Origin of the sequence: Azospirillum brasilense (assembly GCF_022023855.1) — a bacterium.
In the GTDB taxonomy this organism is placed as follows: domain Bacteria; phylum Pseudomonadota; class Alphaproteobacteria; order Azospirillales; family Azospirillaceae; genus Azospirillum; species Azospirillum brasilense_F.
The window spans coordinates 160,200-178,070 of record NZ_CP059453.1; the positions used below are offsets into that span (position 1 = coordinate 160,200).

Annotated in this window: 16 protein-coding genes; 14 read left to right on the plus strand and 2 right to left on the minus strand. The window is 69.9% G+C overall.

The features are described 5' to 3' along the window. Positions 1-42 precede the first annotated feature (42 nt). Positions 43-957: a transcriptional regulator GcvA gene (gcvA, locus tag H1Q64_RS30440; RefSeq protein ID WP_237908061.1), complete on the minus strand. Its 915-nt coding sequence runs from the start codon at positions 955-957 to the stop codon at positions 43-45. 123 nt (positions 958-1,080) lie between these two features. On the opposite strand from gcvA, the gene H1Q64_RS30445 reads away from it, so the two are divergent. The 9 genes from H1Q64_RS30445 (at position 1,081) to H1Q64_RS30485 (ending at position 11,502) form a co-directional block, all read left to right on the plus strand. After that, the gene (locus H1Q64_RS30445; RefSeq protein WP_237908062.1) at positions 1,081-1,833 is read left to right on the plus strand and encodes a TSUP family transporter; all 753 of its coding nucleotides are present in this window, start codon (positions 1,081-1,083) and stop codon (positions 1,831-1,833) included. A 494-nt stretch (positions 1,834-2,327) separates the two neighbouring features. Next, on the plus strand, positions 2,328-3,299 hold the full coding sequence (locus H1Q64_RS30450; protein WP_237908063.1) for a Bug family tripartite tricarboxylate transporter substrate binding protein: 972 nt from the start codon (positions 2,328-2,330) through the stop codon (positions 3,297-3,299). Positions 3,300-3,360: 61 nt separating this feature from the next. After that, complete coding sequence (locus tag H1Q64_RS30455; protein ID WP_237908064.1) at positions 3,361-4,338, plus strand: Bug family tripartite tricarboxylate transporter substrate binding protein; 978 nt, start codon at positions 3,361-3,363, stop codon at positions 4,336-4,338. A gap of 70 nt (positions 4,339-4,408) precedes the next feature. Continuing rightward, entirely contained in the window at positions 4,409-4,897 is a 489-nt protein-coding gene (locus tag H1Q64_RS30460; protein ID WP_237908065.1) for a tripartite tricarboxylate transporter TctB family protein, read from the plus strand. A gap of 66 nt (positions 4,898-4,963) precedes the next feature. Further along, positions 4,964-6,496, plus strand: a complete 1,533-nt coding sequence (locus H1Q64_RS30465; protein WP_237908066.1) for a tripartite tricarboxylate transporter permease — start codon at positions 4,964-4,966, stop codon at positions 6,494-6,496. A 27-nt stretch (positions 6,497-6,523) separates the two neighbouring features. Next, positions 6,524-7,195 (plus strand): TerC family protein, encoded by a 672-nt coding sequence (locus H1Q64_RS30470; RefSeq protein ID WP_237908067.1) that lies wholly within the window; start codon positions 6,524-6,526, stop codon positions 7,193-7,195. 13 nt (positions 7,196-7,208) lie between these two features. Then, positions 7,209-8,084, plus strand: a complete 876-nt coding sequence (locus H1Q64_RS30475; RefSeq protein ID WP_237908068.1) for a universal stress protein — start codon at positions 7,209-7,211, stop codon at positions 8,082-8,084. 213 nt (positions 8,085-8,297) lie between these two features. After that, entirely contained in the window at positions 8,298-8,972 is a 675-nt protein-coding gene (locus tag H1Q64_RS30480; protein WP_145627705.1) for a response regulator transcription factor, read from the plus strand. Further along, positions 8,959-11,502, plus strand: coding sequence for an extracellular solute-binding protein (locus tag H1Q64_RS30485; RefSeq protein ID WP_237908069.1), 2,544 nt, complete (start codon positions 8,959-8,961; stop codon positions 11,500-11,502). The genes H1Q64_RS30480 and H1Q64_RS30485 overlap by 14 nt, the downstream gene beginning before the upstream one ends. A gap of 41 nt (positions 11,503-11,543) precedes the next feature. Here H1Q64_RS30485 and H1Q64_RS30490 read toward each other — a convergent pair whose 3' ends face one another. Further along, positions 11,544-12,092, minus strand: a complete 549-nt coding sequence (locus H1Q64_RS30490) for a hypothetical protein (protein ID WP_237908070.1) — start codon at positions 12,090-12,092, stop codon at positions 11,544-11,546. A gap of 585 nt (positions 12,093-12,677) precedes the next feature. Here H1Q64_RS30490 and H1Q64_RS30495 point away from each other — a divergent pair. From H1Q64_RS30495 to H1Q64_RS30515, 5 genes are all read left to right on the plus strand, one after another. Then, a complete protein-coding gene (locus H1Q64_RS30495; RefSeq protein ID WP_237908071.1) occupies positions 12,678-13,085 on the plus strand; it encodes a glycine-rich domain-containing protein in 408 nt (135 codons plus the stop codon). A gap of 159 nt (positions 13,086-13,244) precedes the next feature. Then, positions 13,245-14,300, plus strand: coding sequence for a helix-turn-helix transcriptional regulator (locus tag H1Q64_RS30500; RefSeq protein WP_237908072.1), 1,056 nt, complete (start codon positions 13,245-13,247; stop codon positions 14,298-14,300). A 200-nt stretch (positions 14,301-14,500) separates the two neighbouring features. Continuing rightward, positions 14,501-16,066: an ABC transporter substrate-binding protein gene (locus tag H1Q64_RS30505; RefSeq protein WP_237908073.1), complete on the plus strand. Its 1,566-nt coding sequence runs from the start codon at positions 14,501-14,503 to the stop codon at positions 16,064-16,066. After that, positions 16,063-17,043, plus strand: a complete 981-nt coding sequence (locus tag H1Q64_RS30510) for an ABC transporter permease (protein ID WP_237908074.1) — start codon at positions 16,063-16,065, stop codon at positions 17,041-17,043. Before H1Q64_RS30505 ends, H1Q64_RS30510 begins: the two co-directional genes overlap by 4 nt. Continuing rightward, the gene (locus tag H1Q64_RS30515) at positions 17,040-17,867 is read left to right on the plus strand and encodes an ABC transporter permease (RefSeq protein WP_237908075.1); all 828 of its coding nucleotides are present in this window, start codon (positions 17,040-17,042) and stop codon (positions 17,865-17,867) included. Before H1Q64_RS30510 ends, H1Q64_RS30515 begins: the two co-directional genes overlap by 4 nt. The last annotated feature ends 4 nt before the right edge of the window (positions 17,868-17,871 follow it).

Here is a 17,871-nt window from a genome sequence, read left to right on the forward strand (position 1 = left end):
TGCGCGCGGTTCCGCCGAGTGACGTTTCTCCAAAGTGCGACTTCAGACCGCCGGGGCACGCTCCGGCGGTCTTTTCTTTTCGGGTTCCGACGATCTGACCGCGGCGCGCAGCCAGTCCCGGAAAACGGTGAAGCCGGGCTCGCGGTGCCGCACCGGGCGCGAGACCAGATACCACGCCCGCCCCATCGGCACGGCCAGCGCGAAGGGCGTGACCAGCCGGCCCGCCGCCAGATCGTCGGCGATGTAGAGCCGCGCCCCCAGCGCCACCCCCACCCCGTCCGCCGCCGCCTGCAAGGTCATGGCGTAGCTGCCAAAGGACAGCCCCTTCACGGCCGGCGGCGCCAGCCCCGCCGAGGCGAACCAGTGCGGCCAGTCGTCCGCCCAGTGCGACACCGAGAGCAGCGTCGCCGACAGCAGATCCTCCGGATGGCGCAGGGTCCGCGCCAGGGCCGGCGCGCAGACCGGCAGCATGTCGGCGGTGAACAGCTCCTCCACCTCATAGCCCGGCCAATGCCCGTCGCCCAGCAGCAGGGCGCAGGTCCAGTCCTCGCGGATCGGCGCGCCGGCGCCGCCGGTGGCGATGCGAACCTCCACGTCGGGGTGGCTCTCGTGGAAGGCCGACAGGCGCGGGATCAGCCAGCGCACCGCGAAGGTGGCGCCCACCCCCAGCGTCAGCACCGGGCCGTCGCGCATGGCGGCGACCCGTTCCACGCTGTCCGCGATCGCGTCGAAGGCGCCGGTCAGGCCGGGTTGCAGCGCCCGCCCACGGTCGGTTAGCTCCAGCGCGTTGGCCCGCCGCTCGAACAGCGGGAAGCCCATCCGCTCCTCCAGCAGGCGCACCATGCGGCTGACCGCGGCCTGCGAGACGTTCAGCTCGCTCGCCGCCCCGGTGAAGCTGCCGTGCCGGGCCGCGGCCTCGAACGCCCGCAAGGCGTTCAGCGATGGCAGGCGCCGCATCCGATCCCTCTCCATGCACCCCAACATTTCCTGGGGGTCAGCATCAGACAATCCCGTTTGCGGCGCAAGCGTGCCAGGGGCATCATGCCGCCCACAGCCAAAGAAAACTTTCGGATAAGCGGGATGCTGACGGTTCCCCTGACACTCGGACTCGGCCTTGCGGCGCTGGTGACCTCGTTCCTGTCGGGCCTGTTCGGCATGGCCGGCGGCATGGTGCTGATGGGGTTGCTGCTGGTGCTGCTGCCGGTGTCCTCGGCCATGCTGCTGCACGGGATCACGCAGATGACCGCCAACGGCTGGCGGGCGTGGCTGTGGCGGCGGCACGTGCAATGGGGGATCGTGGCCCGGTTCCTGTTGGGCGGGGCGGTTGCGGTCGCCGTCTTCACCCTGATCCGCTACGTGCCCGGCAAGGCGGAATCGCTGATCGTGCTGGGGCTTTCGCCCTTCATGGCGATGGCGGTTCCGTCGTACTGGTCGCCGAACGTGTCGCGGCGCGGCCACAGCACATTGGCCGGCGTCCTGTGCATGGGCGTGCAGCTGATCGCCGGCATCTCGGGGCCGCTGCTCGATGTGTTCTTCGTGAAGTCCAGCCTGTCGCGACAGAGCGTCGTCGCGACCAAGGCGACGATGCAGGTCTTCGGCCATCTGTTCAAGACGGTCTATTTCGGCTCCCTCGTCGCGGCGTCGGAGACGGAGGCGCTGGACATCACGGTGACGGCCCTGTGCATCGGCATGGCCGTTCTGGGGACCAATCTGTCGCGCCACGTGCTCGACGCCATGAGCGACGCCCAGTTCCGCAGCTGGAGCCAGCGTCTGGTCGCCCTGACCGGCACCGTCTATCTCGGCCAGGGGCTGTTCCTGCTGGTGGTGCGGTAGATTCCGGGGGGTTCTTGCCCCCACCCCGGCCCTCCCCCGCTTCGCAGGGGAGGGAGATTTTGTCCCCTCCCCTGCGATAGCGGGGGAGGGTTAGGGAGGGGGCAAAGTGCTCCTCCCCATCACCCCGGCGGGGGGAAAACCGCCATGAACCGGTCTCCGCCTCTTCCGGGTGGAGCGCCGAAATTTTGCATGACCGGCTGGTGGCTGACAGGTTCATGACAGGTTCGCCTGTTAAACAGTTGGAACAACCAACCACCGTTCCCGGAACCTCCACCATGGCGACCGAATCCGCAGCCCGAAAGCCGGCGGAACCCACGGCGAAGACCGCATCGGCGGACGAGCGAACCCCGCTCTTTTATGGCGCCGCCTGCGGCGCGGGGGCCGGCGGCTCCGTCCTCCTCTATGAGGCGCGCCCGCAGAGGTCCACCGCCAAGGCACCGTAAGGCGCAGCAAGCGCCGTCCAAAAGCAAAAAAGTCCACTCGGAGGAAACACCATGAGCCTCGGCAACCCCGCCAAGGGGATGCTGGCGGCGGCCGTGCTGGCCGCTGCCGCCCTGTTCGCCGCTCCCGCGTCCGCGGAGATCAAGAATCTGGAGATCATCGCCCCCGCCAACGCCGGCGGCGGCTATGACCAGCACGCGCGCGCCATGCAGCAGGTGCTTCAGGAGCACAAGCTGGCCTCCAGCGTCCAGGTGGTCAACATCCCGGGCGCCGGCGGCACCATCGGCCTCAGCCAGTTCGTCACCGCCAAGAAGCGCAACCCCGGCCTGATGATCTCCGGCCTCGGCATGATCGGCGCGATCTTGATCAACAAGTCGCCGGTGTCGCTCGATCAGGTGACCCCGCTGGCCCGCCTGACCGGCGAGTACCAGCCCATCGTCGTGGCCGCGGATTCACCGCTGAAGACGCTCGACGACCTCGTCAGGAAGTTCAAGGCCGATCCCGGCTCGGTCTCCTGGGGCGGCTTCGCCGTCGGCAGCCCCGACCACATCCTCTACGGCCTGCTGGTCAAGGCGATCGGCGGCGACGTCTCCAAGATGAACTACATCGCCGCCGGAGCGGGCGGCGAGATGATGGCCTCGGTGCTCGGCGGGCACATCACCGTGGCGACCGGCGGCTACAACGAGATGGCCTCGCAGCTCCAGGCCGGAAAGCTGCGCGCGCTGGCGATCTCCGCCCCGCAGCGCCTTCCCGGCATCGACGTCCCGACCTTCAAGGAGCAGGGCGTTGATGTGGAACTGGTGAACTGGCGCGCCGTGATGGCGCCGGGCAACCTGAAGGCGTCGGAGAAGCAGGTGCTGGACGATGCGGTCGGCGCCATGGTCCGCACCGACGAGTGGAAGCGCATCGCCGAGGAGCGCGGCTGGATCGACCTCTACCTGCCGCCCGACCAGTTCGCCGCCTTCGTGAAGGACGAGCGGACGCGGATCGAAGGCGTGCTGACGGACCTCGGCCTCGTCAAGTGACCGACAGCCGGCGGTGGTCTGCCGGTTTTCAAAACAAAACATACCCATGGAGCGAAGCGTCATGACCATCCGCATGCCGGGCGCCGTGAAGGGCGTCCTGACCGCCGCCGTCCTCGCCACGGCAACCCTCGCCGCCACCCCGTCGCTGGCCGAGATAAAGGGGCTGGAGATCATCGCCCCGGCCAGCCCCGGCGGCGGCTGGGACCAGCACGCCCGCACGCTCCAGCAGGTCCTTCAGGACCAGAAGCTGGCCTCCAACATCCAGGTCGTGAACATCCCCGGCGCCGGCGGCACGGTCGGCCTCGCCCAGTTCGTCACCGCCAAGAAGCGCACCCCGACGGTGCTGGTCGGCGGCCAGATCATGTTGGGCGCCATCGTCACCAACAAGTCGGCGGTGACGCTCGATCAGGTGACCCCGCTGGCCCGGCTGACCGGCGAGTACACCGCCATCGTCGTTCCGCCGGATTCGCCCATCAAGACCTTCGACGACCTGATCAAGAAGTTCAAGGCGGACCCCGGCTCGGTCTCCTGGGGCGGCGGCTCGGCGGGCGGCAGCGATCAGATCCTGGCCGGCCTGATCGCCAAGTCGGTCGGCGTAGATCCGAACAAGGTCAACTACGTCGCCACCGCGGGCGGCGGCGAGCTGCTGGCCTCGGCGCTGGGCGGCCACGTCACGCTCGGCATGGGCGGCTACAGCGAGTTCGCCCCGCAGTTCCAGGCGGGCAAGCTGCGCGCCATCGCCGTCTCCGCCCCGCAGCGCCTGCCGGGCTCCGACACGCCGACCCTGAAGGAGCAGGGCGTCGACCTGGAGTTCGTGAACTGGCGCGGCGTCTTCGCCCAGGCCTCCGCCAAGCCGGCCGAGCTGAAGGAACTCCAGGAAGCCGTCGCCAAGGCCGTCGCCAGCGACGAGTGGAAGCAGGCCGTGAAGCAGCGCGGCTGGATCGACCTCTACCAGCCCTCAGCCGAGTTCGCCTCTTTCCTGAAGCAGGAGCGCGCGCAGATCGAGGGCACGCTGAAGGACATCGGCCTCGTGAAGTGAGAACCGAACCGGGTGGGCGCGGTCGCCGCGCCCACCGGTCCGCAAAAAAACAGTCTGGGAGGATGAAGCGATGACCACCGGTCGGAGCATGCGCGCCGGAGAGGCGGTGCTGGGCGGCGGGCTGTTCGCCCTTGGGGGCTTGATCGCGGTCGAGACCATGCTGACCCCGAGCGTCGGCCGGGCGGTGGTCGGCCCTGCCCTGTTCCCCTACCTGATCTCGGGCGGCCTGGTCCTGGTCGGCCTGTCCCTGTTGCGCGAAGCCTTCGCCGGGGCCGTCGCCCACGCCGAGGGGCTGGAACTGGACCTGTGGGCGGTGGCGCTGGTCGCGGCGGGGCTGGCCGTCCAGTTCCTGCTGCTTGACACGTTGGGCTGGATACCCTCCACCACCATCCTGTTCGCCGCGGTCTCCCGCGCCTTCGGCGGCCGGCGGCTGATGGTCAATCTCGCCATCGGGCTGGCGCTCGCCGCCTTCACCTTCGTGGCCTTCAATTACGGGCTCGGCCTGAACCTGCCCGAGGGCAGCATCGTCGAACGGCTCACGTCCCCCGACGCCGAGTAGGAACGCCGGACAAGCCCTGCTTCGGGCCCCTGCTTCGGGCCCCCGCTTCGGGAAGGAAACTGCACAATGGACACCCTTGCCGCCCTGGGCCATGGCTTCCTCGTGGCGCTGACCCCTTACAACCTTCTGTGGTCGGCGATCGGCGTGACGGTGGGCACCGCGGTCGGCGTGCTGCCCGGCATCGGCCCGGCGCTGACCGTGGCGCTGCTGCTGCCGGTCACCTACGGGCTGGAGCCGACCTCCGCCTTCATCATGTTCGCCGGCATCTATTACGGCGCGATGTACGGCGGCTCGACGACCTCGATCCTGCTGAACGCGCCGGGCGAGTCCGGCAGCATCGTCACCGCCATCGACGGCCACGCCATGGCCCGCCAAGGCCGCGGCGCCCAGGCGCTGGCGACCGCCGCCATCGGCTCCTTCATCGCCGGCACCATCGCCACCGCGGCGTTGACCTTCGTCGCACCGCTGATGGTCAAGATGGCCCTGCTGTTCGGCCCGGCCGAGTATTTCGCACTGATGGTGCTGGCGCTGACCACCGTCACCGCGGTGCTGGGCAGCTCGCTGGCCCGCGGTCTGGCCAGCCTGTTCCTCGGGCTGGCGCTGGGTCTGGTCGGCATCGACATGCAGACCGGTCAGGCGCGGCTGGCCTTCGGCGTGCCGGAATTGCTGGACGGCATCGACACGGTGGTCGTCGCGGTCGGCCTGTTCGCGGTCGGCGAGACACTCTACGTCGCCTCCCGCCACCGCTTCGAGACGGAGGAGATCTACGCGCTCAAGGGCTCCAAATGGATGAGCCGCGAGGACTGGGCGCGCTCGTGGAAGCCATGGCTGCGCGGCACGCTGCTGGGCTTCCCCATCGGCACCCTGCCGGCGGGCGGCAGCGAGATCCCGACCTTCCTGTCCTATCTGGTCGAGAAGCGTCTGGCGAAGAAGCCGGAGGAGTTCGGCAAGGGCGCCATCGAGGCCGTCGCCGGACCGGAGGCCGCCAACAACGCGTCGGCCGCCGGTGTGCTGGCGCCGCTGCTGTCGCTCGGCCTGCCGACCTCGGCGACCGCCGCCATCATGCTCGCCGCCTTCCAGCAGTACGGCCTGCAGCCCGGCCCGACGCTGTTCGACAACAACCCCGAGCTGGTCTGGGGCATGATCGCCAGCCTCTACATCGGCAACGTGCTTCTGCTGGTGCTGAACCTGCCGCTGGTCGGCTTCTGGGTGAAACTGCTGCTGATCCCGCGGCCCTGGCTGTACGCCGGCATCCTGGTCTTCTCGTCGCTCGGCGCCTACACGCTGAACAACAACGTCATCGATCTGGTCATCCTGTGGGTGATCGGGCTGGCCGGCTTCGGCATGCGTGTTCTGAACGTGCCGGTGGCGCCCTGCGTGGTCGGGCTGATCCTGGGTCCGCTGGCCGAACAGCAGTTCCGCCGCGCGCTGGCGATCAGCCAGGGTGACCCCTCGGTCTTCCTGACCCACCCGATCTCGGCGGTCCTGCTGATCATCGCCGCCCTGCTGGTGATCGGCCCGATGGTCCTGCGCTACCGGAGCAATGGGGCGGGCAAGGGCGGCAGCGCCTCCCCGTCCGGCACCCATCCCGCGACGTAAGACTGCCATTCCTCGAAGGACTTTTCCATGGAAAGCGTCGATCTCTGGTCCCAGCTCGCCGCCTTGGGACAGGTCATCGCCATCGACCTCGTTCTGGCCGGCGACAACGCCATCGTCGTCGGCATGGCCGCCGCCGCGGTGCCGCTGGCGCAGCGCCGCAAGGTGATCTTCTGGGGCATCGGTGCGGCCATCGTCCTGCGCATCTTCTTCGCCCTGATCACCACGCAGCTTCTCGCCATCATCGGGCTGACGCTGGCCGGCGGCGTGCTGCTGCTGTGGGTCTGCTGGAAAATGTACCGGGAGCTGCGCTCCCACGGGACGGACGAGGTGGCGCCCGACGAGGCGATGGACGCCCCCGACACGCCGGTGGGCGTGTCCGGAAGCGCCGCCGCCGGTGCCGCGGTCGGCGGGGTCACGGTGGGCGCGGCGATCTGGCAGATCGTCGTCGCCGACGTGTCGATGTCGCTCGACAACGTGCTGGCGGTGGCCGGCGCCGCCAAGGACCACCCCACCATCCTGGTCATCGGCCTGCTGCTGTCCGTCGTGCTGATGGGGGCCGCGGCCAACATGATCGCGCATGTGCTGCACAAGCACCGCTGGGTCGGCTGGGTCGGTCTCGTCATCATCACCTATGTGGCGCTCGACATGATCTGGCGCGGCAGCAACGAAGTCCTCATGCACACCTCCCGGCTATCGTGACGGAGCGCTTCCGATGATCAAGAAGGTACTGGTTCCCCTGACCGGGCGGCCGTTGGACCGCCGCGCCATCGCCACGGCCTTTCTGCTCGCCACCCGCTTCCGCGCCCATGTGGAGGGGTTGAGCGTCATGCCGCAGGTCGAAATCCGCACCTCGGTGGAAAGCGCCGCGATCCCCAAGGCGCTGGTCGAGCAGCTCATCCGCATCGGGCAGGAGGATCAGGCGCGGGTGATCGACTCCGCCCACGACCTGTTCGAGGAATTCCGCAACCGCTTCGGCGCCGCGGAGGCGGACAGCCTGACCGGCGGCGAGGCGGCGGACGGGCTCTCCGCCTCCTGGCAGCAGGCGACCGGCCCGCTGGCCGAAACCCTGGCGGAGGAAGCGCGGCTCGCCGATCTGGTGGTGATCGCCCAGACCTCCGACAGGACCAACGCCATGGGGCCGGCCATCGAGGCCACCCTGTTCGGCTCGGGCCGCCCCCTGCTGCTGGCGCCGGCGGCCGAACCGGCCTCGGTCGGGTCCGCGGTCGCCGTGGCCTGGGACGGCGGGGCCGCGGCCTCGCGGGCGGTCGCGGCGGCATTGCCGCTTCTGCAACGCGCCGGCAAGGCGGTCATCCTGTCGGCGGAGGTCGCCGATCCCGGACGCACCGCCGACCCCGACCGCCTTTCGGCCTACCTCGCCCTGCACGGCGTCGCGGCGACCATCCGCAAGGTCACCGCGTCGGGCCGCGTGGTCGGCCGGGCTTTGCAGGAGACGGCGGCGGAGGCCGGCTGCGACCTGCTGGTGATGGGCGCCTACGGCCACAGCCGGGTCCGCGAACGGGTGTGGGGTGGCGTGACGCTCGATGTACTGCGCGAACCGCCGGCCATTCCCATCTTCATGGCGCACTGATATGGACTCATGTCCCCTCTCCCCTCCGCTCTCGCGCAAACTTCGTTTGCGCTGACGCGACAGGCGGACCTTTGGTCCGCCGAAAGCGGGGAGAGGGTTAGGGTGAGGGGGTTGCGCTTTTGCCGAACGTACCGCCTCGCGCATCCCCCTCACCGGCCCTTCGGGCCACCCTCTCCCCAGAGGGGAGAGGGCTATGAAGGCCGGAGACGGACCATGCGCATACTCGTCGTCGAGGACACCGAGGATCTGGCCGACGCCATCGTCCACCGGCTGCGCAAGCTGGGTTACGCTGTCGACTGGGCGCCGACCGGCGACGAGGCGGAGGAGCTGCTGCGCCAGGAGGCGTACCAGCTCGTCCTGCTCGACATCATGCTGCCGGGGGTGGATGGGCAGACGCTGCTGAACCGCCTGCGCCAGCGCCGGGACGTCACGCCGGTCCTGGTGATGACCGCCCGCTCGCAGGTGAACGTGCGGGTCGATCTGCTCGACCTCGGCGCCGACGACTTCATCGTGAAGCCCTTCGACCTGCGGGAGCTGGAGGCACGCTGCCGCGCCCTGCTGCGCCGCTCGCACGGGCTCGCCTCCTCGCGCACGCAGTTCGGCAATCTGGTCTTCGACGCCGCGGCCAAGAAAGTTCTGATCGACGCCCGTCCCGTCGATCTGGGCGGCCGCGAGTTCCGGCTGCTGGAGCTGTTTCTCAGCAACCTGAACACCGTCCTGTCGAAGGAGGACCTGATGGACCGGCTGTTCAGCCTCGACCAGCCCACCGCGCTGAACGCCATCGAGTTGTATGTCTCCCGCCTCCGGCGCAAGCTGGAGGGCGCGTCGGTGGAGATCCGGACGGTTCGGGGGCTGGGCTATGTGGCGGAAGTGTGTGCCGAAGGCTGAGGGATTCTCGCTGCGGCGGCGGCTGTTCATCCGGCTGCTCGGCGTGCTGGCCGTCCTGACCGCCGGCCTGTTCCTGTTCGTCAGCGCCTACGCCCAGCGCGCCGCCGACGCCGCCTTCGACCGGCTGCTGATGGCGTCGGCCCTGTCGATCTCCGACACGGTGCGGGTTGAGGACGGACGCTTTTCCGTCGACCTGCCCTATTCCTCGCTGGGCATCCTGGCCCAGGCCCGGCGCGACCGCGTCTTCTACCGGATCACCGCGCCGGACGGCGAGCTGGTCACCGGCTACCACGACCTGCCGGTGGCGCCCGCCAGGACCGGGGTCGCCGGCGCGGCCGCCAGCGACTCCGCCACCCGGTTCGAGAACGCCACCTTCCGCGGCATGCCGGTGCGCGTCGCCGTCCTGAAGCGCTTCGCGGCACAGCCGGACCTCGGCGGCTGGGTCACCATCGCCGTCGCCCAGACGCGGGAGGAGCGCGGAGCGCTGGCCCGCGACATCCTGGCGAACGCCTTCCTTCCCATCGCCTTCACCGTGGTCGCGGCGGGCGGGCTGATCTGGTTCGGGGTGCGGCAGGCGCTGGCCCCGCTGGGCTCGCTGGAGCGGATGATCCGCGAGCGGCAGCCCCACGACTTCTCCCCCATCGCCATGCCGCCGCCGCAGGAGGTCTCGCAGCTCGTCCAGGCGATCAACCAACTCATGGCGCGGCTCAAATCCAACCTCGACACCATGCAAACCTTCCTGGCCGACGCCGCCCACCAGATCCGCACACCGCTGGCCAGTCTGCGCCTGCAGGCCGAACTCGCCATCGACGAGGACGACCCCGACGCCCTGCACCGCATCGCCCAGCGCGTGCACCGCAACGCGGTGGAGGCCAGCCAGCTGACCAGCCAGCTCCTCAACCACGCCATGGTGATTCACCGCAGCGAGGCGCTGAAGCCCGAGGACGTCGATCTCGGCGCCTTGCTGGAGCAGGTGTTCCAGCGTGCCCGCGCGGTGGCCGGCGACACGGCGATCCGCCTGGACATCGACCGCGCGGCGGAACCCGCCACCGTCCCCGGCGACGCCATCAGCCTGCGCGAGGCGCTGACCAACCTGCTCGACAACGCGGTGAAGTACGCCGGCCCGTCCGGCCCCATCGACCTGACGCTAACCTCCCGGCCGAACGGGCGCGGTCTGCGCGTGGAGATCGCCGACCGCGGCCCCGGCGTGCCGGACGCCGAGAAGCGCCGCGTGCTGGAGCGGTTCGGGCGCGGCAGCTCCGCCGCCGGGGTGGCGGGCAGCGGGCTGGGCCTCGCCATCGTCACCTCGGTGGTCGAGGCGCACGGAGCGGATTTGTCCCTGCTCGACCGCCCCGGCGGCGGGCTGATCGCACGCATCGACTTCCCGGAGGTGGGCGGCGGAATCACCACGGCGGGGGGAGGGGCCGCGGCGGGGGGAGGGGCCGCGCGGGCCCTGCTGCCCCTTCTGGTCCTCGTCGCCCTGCTCTGGGCGCCTTGGATGCAGGCCGCGCAGGCGGCGCAGCTGCTCACCTACCCCGCCCCCGGCGGCGAGCGGGAGCGGCTGCGCATCCATTCCGCCACCGACCGGCAGGCTATCGAGCCGCTGGTCCTCGATTTCCAGCAGCTCCACCCCGACGTCACCATCGACTACAAGGACATGGACACCGCCGACCTCTACGCCGAGGCGGTGGCCGTGCCGGCCAAGGGGGCCGCGGCGGAGACTCCCGACCTGCTCATCAGCTCCGCCTCCGACCTGCAGGTGAAGCTGGTCAACGACGGTCACACCCAGCCCCACCGCTCCGCCCTGACCGACGCGCTGCCGGACTGGGCGAACTGGCGGGGCGAAGCCTTCGGCTTCACCTTCGAGCCGGCGGTGATCGCCTACAACCGCGACCTCCTGCCGGACGCCGAGGTGCCGCGCACGCGCCCGGCGCTGATCCGGCTGCTGCGGGACGACCCGGCGCGCTTCAGCCGGCGCGTCGCCACCTACGACACGGCCACCAGCGGCATCGGCTATCTGCTGGCATCCCACGACGCCCTGCTGTTCGGCCAGTACTGGCAGCTCGTCGCGATGATGGGCAACGCCCAGGCGCGGCTGGCCTGCTGCTCCGGCGAGATCCTCGATATGGTGGAGCGGGGGGAGGTGCTGATCGCCTACAACGTCCTCGGCTCCTACGCGCGGGCGCGGGCGGCGGCGGGGGCGCCCATCGGCATCGTGGTGCCGGAGGACTACACGCTGGTCATCTCCCGCGTCGCGGTGATCCCCCGGACGGCGCCCCGGCCGCAACTCGCCGGCCGGTTCATCGACTATCTGCTGTCGCCGCGCGGGCAGGAGGTGGTGGCCGACCGCTCCGCCCTCTACGCCATCTCCTCCGGCATCAAGCGGGAGGCGTCGGCGTCGGGCCTGCGCTCCAGCACGGCGGCGCCGCTGCACCCCATCGCCCTCAGCCCGGCCCTGCTGGTGTTCCTCGACCGGCTGAAGCGGGAACGCTTCCTGCAGCAATGGCAGTCGGCGATCATGCTGCCCTGAGTCCTTGAGGGGGTCCGCAACCCGCTCTCCTGTGAGACGCCTCAGCCATTCCAGCCCCCTGGTGGCGATGGCGCCCGCAGGGCCATGCCCATGCCGTGCAGCCGCGTCCGGCGCTTGTCCACCGGCAGGGCCGCCAATCCGAGCAGCACCGTCGTCGCGGAATCGAGACCGCCCGGCGGACCGAGCGCCCCGGTGCCCAGGGCCTCGGCGATCGCGTCCGACCGCCCCGCGTCCGGGCTTTCGGCGGCGGCCAGCAGACGCTCCGCGGCGGCGGTCCGGTCCGGCACCGCCCCACGCCCACCCGCTTTCTTCAGGAGGGCCTTCACCCGCTGACGGTCGTTGCGGTCTTGGAAATGGCCGTGCCGCTGCATCAACCGCACCGCCTCGACCATGTAGTCGGCGAAGCTCCTCAGGTCCCGGCCCACCCGATGCGGAGGCTGTTCCTGCGCCGTCGCCACCGCTTGATGCAGCCAGCCGCTGGCCCGTGAGGCCCGGGTGATCGCATCCGCGGGGAGCGGCGGCGCAACCGCGGCGAAGAGGTCCGCAAGGATCAGAGCGTCCTCGGCCCCGTCGAGAACCGGACGTCGCAAAGCCTCTGCGAGCAGTCCGTTGAGCCATGGCGAAGAAAAAGGATGTGCTCGCCGGTCCTGCATCCGGAACCCCATGACAATGACATGGATTTGCAACCTCACGCAGAAGATACCAACTCTTCCGCGGATAGCAACGGAAACGATCCTATCAAGTGAGATGTTTCACAAGAATCGGCCATCACCACAGAGAAAATGAACGCGTATGTATTCCACCTTGGGAAACTATCATCGACAGATTCAATACAAATACGCGATATGTCCTTGAGCGCTTGCACAACCGCTACTATGATACACTCGGGTATGCAGGAGGGGCGCATGGCGGGCCTGTTGCAGGAGCGTACGGGACGCGCGGCGCACGCGAACGCAGCCTTGGCGGCTTGCCCACGGCATCAGCCAGATCAAGCCGAACGGTGCCACGCACAGGCATCGGCCGGCGGGACACCGCCGGTCAGGACACCTCTCGCCTGAATCCTGCCGGATGCCACTGCGGGCAACGTTTTCCCGCAAGGCACGGGCCGGCGTCATCGGGCGGAGGTCTTCGAGGACCGAAGTGAACCTCATTCCCTTCTGAAAGGACCATCGAGAATGAACGACAACAGCGAACGCGTCTCGTCCGTGCAGCCGGCGAACCTCGACCTCTCCTTCATCAACAAGCGGCTCGAGATGGCCGGCTACACGTCGGATCAGGCCGCGGCGTCGGTCGAGGCCTACCGCCAGTTCCTCGTCGTGGTCGCGGCGAAGCCGAACCTGATCCTGGTCCCGACGAAGGCGGCCGACGCGGCTTGGCACGAGCACATCCTGTTCATGGACCGTTACGAGGCGGACATGATGCGTCTTGTCGGCGCCCGGGTTCACCATCACCCGGACGCTCCCGACGCCGCCGCCTGGCAGAAGGCTGTCGCCAACACCCAGGACGCCTTCCGGACGACGCTCGGCGTGGAACTGGGAACGGAGGAACTCGCCGGCTGCTACCTCACGGTCGAGGCGGCCTGAGCGTCATACCATCGTATTGACCGTTGCATGATGCGGTTGTTTTGCTGCTAAATTCATACGATTGGCAGCGCGCTCCGCGAACGCTCCCCTGACCGGCGGCCCAGGCCACGGTCAGGGGCGCATCCCGTCACCCCTGGCAGCGAAAGGGAGGAAGGATTGATGTCCGATCTGGTCCACGACCTCTCCAGCCGCGCCCGGGACATGAACGCCGCGCTCACCGTCTTCGACAAGAGCGACACGCTGCTGGCAACCAACGACAAGCAGAAGACGATCTATCCCTTCATCGACTTCTCACGCTCGGTGACGTTCCGCGACATCGTGTGGGAATGCGTGAAGCACAAGAAGTTCAGCTCGGACACCATCTATTCCGATCCGGCGCGATGGATCGGCTATGCCGAGGATCTCCGCCGGTTCAACCGGTTCTGGCAGTCCTTCACGCTCCATTCCGACGGGCGGGTCATCCAGATCACCTACGAGCGGTTGGACGACACGGACGGCTGGTGGTACCAGATCCGGCGCGACGTCACCAGCAACGTCCAGGACAGCGTCCGGGGCGGCTTCGACAGCCTGATCTCCCTCAACGGCGGCAGCGTCCTGCCGCCGTCGGGCCAGCCCACCTTCGTCGTCCGGCTTCTCGATGCCCTGCCCTACCCGGCGGCGCTTCTGACGCCGCGCTGCCAGGTCATCGACGGCAACCAGTCCTTCGCCTCCATCGTGGCGCGGGGAGACGGGCTGTCCCTGGTCGGCGGCCGGCTGATCATCCCGGACGCACCCGCCGAACAGGCGGAACTGTCGAAGCGGGCCGCCGGCTTCTTCCGCCGCCGCACCCGTACGCCGATCACGTTGCGCGTGTCGCGCCTGGACCAGCCGTCGCCCTATTTCGCCACCCTGTCGGAGCCGCCGGCCCAAAGCGTCGGAAGCGGCGGCCCAATGACCGGCATCCTCCTCCTGACTCTCGTCGATCCGGATATCCTGCCCGCCGTGTCGGCGCGCGCCGTCGCCGAGCTTCTCCAGATCACCGGATCGGAAGCCGAGATCGCGCTGGCCCTGTGCTCCGGCCGGAGCGTCGACGAGATCGCCGAGGATCGCGGGGTGGAGCGGCGCACCGTCTACAATCAGGTCTCGTCCATCCTGGGCAAGACCGGGCTGCGCAACCAAGCGGGAATCGTGCGGCAGGTGACGACGATCTGCTGGCATTTCGGGTCGCGCGTCTGATCAAATCCGGGTATGCTGCCCGATGCATCGCCGGCCGCGCGAATACCTGGATATGGACGCACTCTTGTGCATACATATGGCGGACGTCCGGTGCAGTTCCGGTTCCGCTCTGGCCGGAGACCGTGAAGGAGGCAGGGGCGTCTGTTTTTCCTATTTTCCGCCCATCGCCCCGCCCCTATCGCCCCGCAACGTCCCGCATCATGCCCCTGCCCGCCGCTCTGCGTCTGCTCCTGACCGCCCTGGCCATCGTGACCGGTGTCGCGGGTGCCGTGTTTCCGGCAGCGGCGGGAATCTTGCGGGCCAGCCTTTCCGACGATCTGACGACCATCGATCCGTTCGCCTTTCCCGGCTTGGTCTCATCCGGTGTCCTGCGGCAGGTCTACGAGGGCTTCACCGCCGTCGACGCCGCCGGCAACGCCGTTCCGGCGCTGGCCACCCGTTGGGAGACGCCGGACGGCGGGCGGACGTGGCGCTTTGCCCTGCGCCCGGACGTGCGGTTCCATTCGGGACGCCCATTCACCGCCGCCGACATCCTGTGGACCTGGGAACACCATCTGACGCGCACGCCCCAGCCCGGCTACAGCGCCTTCTACCTGCGCGGCATCGAGGGGGCCGCGGCGTTGCAGCAGGGGACCGCCGCCTCGCTGTCCGGCGTCGCCATTCCCGACCCTCACACACTCGTCGTGCGGCTGGCCGAACCCGACGCGCTGTTCCCACTCTACCCGTTCCTGTTCGTCGACCGCGGCATGGAGGACGAATTCGGGCCGGCTTGGCACGAGCGGGCGTCCGGCGGCACCGGGCCGTTCCGCCTCACGTCCTGGCGGCGCGGCGAATCCGTGCGTCTGGAGGCCCACGCCGATTATTGGGGCGGTGCTCCAGCCGTGGAGGCGGTGTCCCTGGCGGTGCTGCCCGACACCAACACGCTGCTGGCGCGCTACGACGCCGGAGAGCTGGACGTCGCGCCGCTTCCCGACAACGCGGTGCGCACGGTGGTCCGTCAGCCGCGCTACGACGGGCAGATCGCAGCCTTCCCCCGCGCGCAGGTGCGCTATCTTGCCCTGAACCAGGATCTGTACCCGCCCTTCCGCGACCGGCGGGTGCGCGAGGCGTTCCGTTACGCGCTGGACCGGGTCGCCACGGTGAACGGGCTCCATGCCGGGCGGGCGCTGCTGACGAACGGCTTCGTCTCGCCTGGCCTGGGCGGCTACCACCCCGACGCGGTGCCGTTGACCCCGACCGATCCGAACCGGGCCAAGGCGCTTCTGGCGGAGTCCGGCCACGCCGGGGGGCGCGGATTGCCGCCGCTCCAGATCGCCGGTGGCCCCAACGTGCGCGAGGAGGCCACCTATTTCGCCGCCCAGCTCACCGCGGTGCTGGGCATTCCGGTCGGCGTGCGCATCCAGGAGCGCGCGGCCTTCGTGGCGGCGATCAACGAGGGGCGCGAGGCGCTGTTCATCAACGGCTGGACGGCGGATTTCCCCGATCCCATGGACCAGCTCGCCACCCAATGGCACAGCGCCAGCCCGACGAACCGCGTCCGTTGGCACAACCCGGATTTCGACCGGCTCATGGAGCGGGCGCGCGGCCTCGCCGACCCCGACGCCCGCAACGCGCTCTATCGGGACGCCGAAGCCCTGCTCCGGGAGCAGGCCGTGGCGGTGCCTCTTCCCGTGCCGCAGTTCGTAGCTCTGGTGCGGCCCGGCGTGACCGGGGTGGTCATCCGGCCGGACGGCACGACGGATTACCATTCCGCCCGGTTGCCATGACGGCACGCCGCCTCGGCCGCTATGGCCTGTCCTGGCGACTGGCTTGGCGATTGGCTTGGCGATTGGCCCGGCGCCTGCCGGGGCTTCTTCTTCTGGCCGGAGCCGCCATGCTGGCGAGCTTCCTGGCCTCCCACGCGCTCCCCGGCGATCCGGTCCTGCTCATGGTCGACGGGCGGGCCGCCGACCCGGAAATGATCCGCCGGCTGCGGGAAGACGCCGGGCTGGATCAGCCGATGGCCGTTCAATTCCTGTCCTACACGCTGGCCCTGCTGCGCGGCGACCTCGGCCAATCACTGCGCTATGGCGGCGTTCCGGTGACGGCGCTGCTGGGCGAAGCCTTGCCGGTGACGTTGGGGCTGATGGCGGGTGCGGCGGTGCTGGCCCTGCCCCTCGGACTCCTGCTGGGCCTCGCCGCGGCGGATGTCCGGCGGGCGTGGCCGGGCACTGCCCTCACCATCGGGTCGGTGATGGCCCTGTCGGTGCCGCCGCTGGCACTGGCGACGTGGCTGATGCTGGCGGGGTCCGGTACGGCGCCCTGGGCCGTGGCGGCGCTTGCCCTGCCGGCGGTGGCGATGATCGCCCGCCTGACACGGACCCAGGTGATGGAGGTGCTGGGACGCGACTTCATCCGCACCGCACAGGCCAAGGGGCTGGGACGAACCGCCGTTCTGCTGCGCCACGCCCTGCCGAACGCTCTGGTGCCGCTGGCGGCGGCGGCCGGATCGGTGGCCGGGACGATCCTCACCACCACGGCGGCGGTGGAGACCGTCTTCGCCCTGCCGGGGGTGGGGCGGCTGACCATCCAGGCGGTGCTGGCCCGCGACCACACGGTCGCCGGAGCCACCGTCCTGGTCTTCGTCCTGATGCAGATCGCCATCAGCCTGACCGCCGAGCTGCTGATCGGCCTCGCCGATCCGCGACTTCGCGACAATGGCTTGCACGACAATGGCTTGCGCGACGATGGGAAGCCGTCGTGATCGCCGTGCGTTCCTTCACCGGACGCGCCGGCCTGCTGCTCGCGGCGGCGCTGGCGGTGCCGTTGGCCCTGGCCGCCCTTCTGCTGCCGCTCGACCCGTCCGCCATGGATCTCGGGCAGGCCTGGGCCGGGCCGTCCGCCGCCCACCCGCTGGGCTGCGACGGGCTGGGCCGCGACGTCGCCGCCCGGTTGATCGCCGGGACGGGAACCTCCTTCGCCATTGCCGGGCTGGCGCTCGCACTGGCGGTGGGGCTGGGCGTCGCCTCGGGCGGTGTGGCAGGCTGGATCGGCGGGCGCACGGACGCGGCGGTGCTTCGGCTCGCCGACCTGCTGCAAGGCTTTCCCGAGCTGTCGCTCGCCATCGTCGCATCCGCTCTGCTGGGTCCGGGCACGGAGGCCATGGTGCTGACGCTCGCCCTCGCGGCGTGGCCCTCGCAGGTCCGCTGGTGCCGGGCGCAGGCCCTGACGAACCGGACCGCCGAGCATGTGCGCGCCGCCGCCGCCCTGGGCGCGGGACCGCTGCACACGGTCCGCCGCCATCTCCTGCCGGCGGTCGCCGGGCCGGTCGCCATCCGCGCCGCCTTGTCCATCGGTCCCGTCATGGTGGCGGAGGCGACGTTGAGCGGCCTGGGTCTGGGCATCCAGGAACCGGCGGTGTCGCTGGGCACCCTGATCCGCGACGGGCTGGCCGACCTGCGCGACGCCCCCCACCTGATCGCCGCGACGACGGTCACCGTCGCCGCCATCGCGCTGGCCGTCAACCTGTTGGCCGAAGGGCTGCGCGAGGGCCTCGACCCGCGGGGCGCACTGTTCCGTCGGCCGTGAGGCC

Bases quoted from the DNA above. Each gene is read 5' to 3' on its own strand.
- H1Q64_RS30495 (WP_237908071.1), top strand. From the start codon at position 12,678: ATGAACGACAACAGCGAACGCGTCTCGTCCGTGCAGCCGGCGAACCTC.
- H1Q64_RS30470 (WP_237908067.1), top strand. From the start codon at position 6,524: ATGGAAAGCGTCGATCTCTGGTCCCAGCTCGCCGCCTTGGGACAGGTC.
- H1Q64_RS30475 (WP_237908068.1), top strand. From the start codon at position 7,209: ATGATCAAGAAGGTACTGGTTCCCCTGACCGGGCGGCCGTTGGACCGC.
- H1Q64_RS30480 (WP_145627705.1), top strand. From the start codon at position 8,298: ATGCGCATACTCGTCGTCGAGGACACCGAGGATCTGGCCGACGCCATC.
- H1Q64_RS30505 (WP_237908073.1), top strand. From the start codon at position 14,501: ATGCCCCTGCCCGCCGCTCTGCGTCTGCTCCTGACCGCCCTGGCCATC.
- gcvA (WP_237908061.1), bottom strand. From the start codon at position 957: ATGCGGCGCCTGCCATCGCTGAACGCCTTGCGGGCGTTCGAGGCCGCG.
- H1Q64_RS30455 (WP_237908064.1), top strand. From the start codon at position 3,361: ATGACCATCCGCATGCCGGGCGCCGTGAAGGGCGTCCTGACCGCCGCC.
- H1Q64_RS30445 (WP_237908062.1), top strand. From the start codon at position 1,081: ATGCTGACGGTTCCCCTGACACTCGGACTCGGCCTTGCGGCGCTGGTG.
- H1Q64_RS30465 (WP_237908066.1), top strand. From the start codon at position 4,964: ATGGACACCCTTGCCGCCCTGGGCCATGGCTTCCTCGTGGCGCTGACC.
- H1Q64_RS30460 (WP_237908065.1), top strand. From the start codon at position 4,409: ATGACCACCGGTCGGAGCATGCGCGCCGGAGAGGCGGTGCTGGGCGGC.
- H1Q64_RS30500 (WP_237908072.1), top strand. From the start codon at position 13,245: ATGTCCGATCTGGTCCACGACCTCTCCAGCCGCGCCCGGGACATGAAC.
- H1Q64_RS30450 (WP_237908063.1), top strand. From the start codon at position 2,328: ATGAGCCTCGGCAACCCCGCCAAGGGGATGCTGGCGGCGGCCGTGCTG.
- H1Q64_RS30510 (WP_237908074.1), top strand. From the start codon at position 16,063: ATGACGGCACGCCGCCTCGGCCGCTATGGCCTGTCCTGGCGACTGGCT.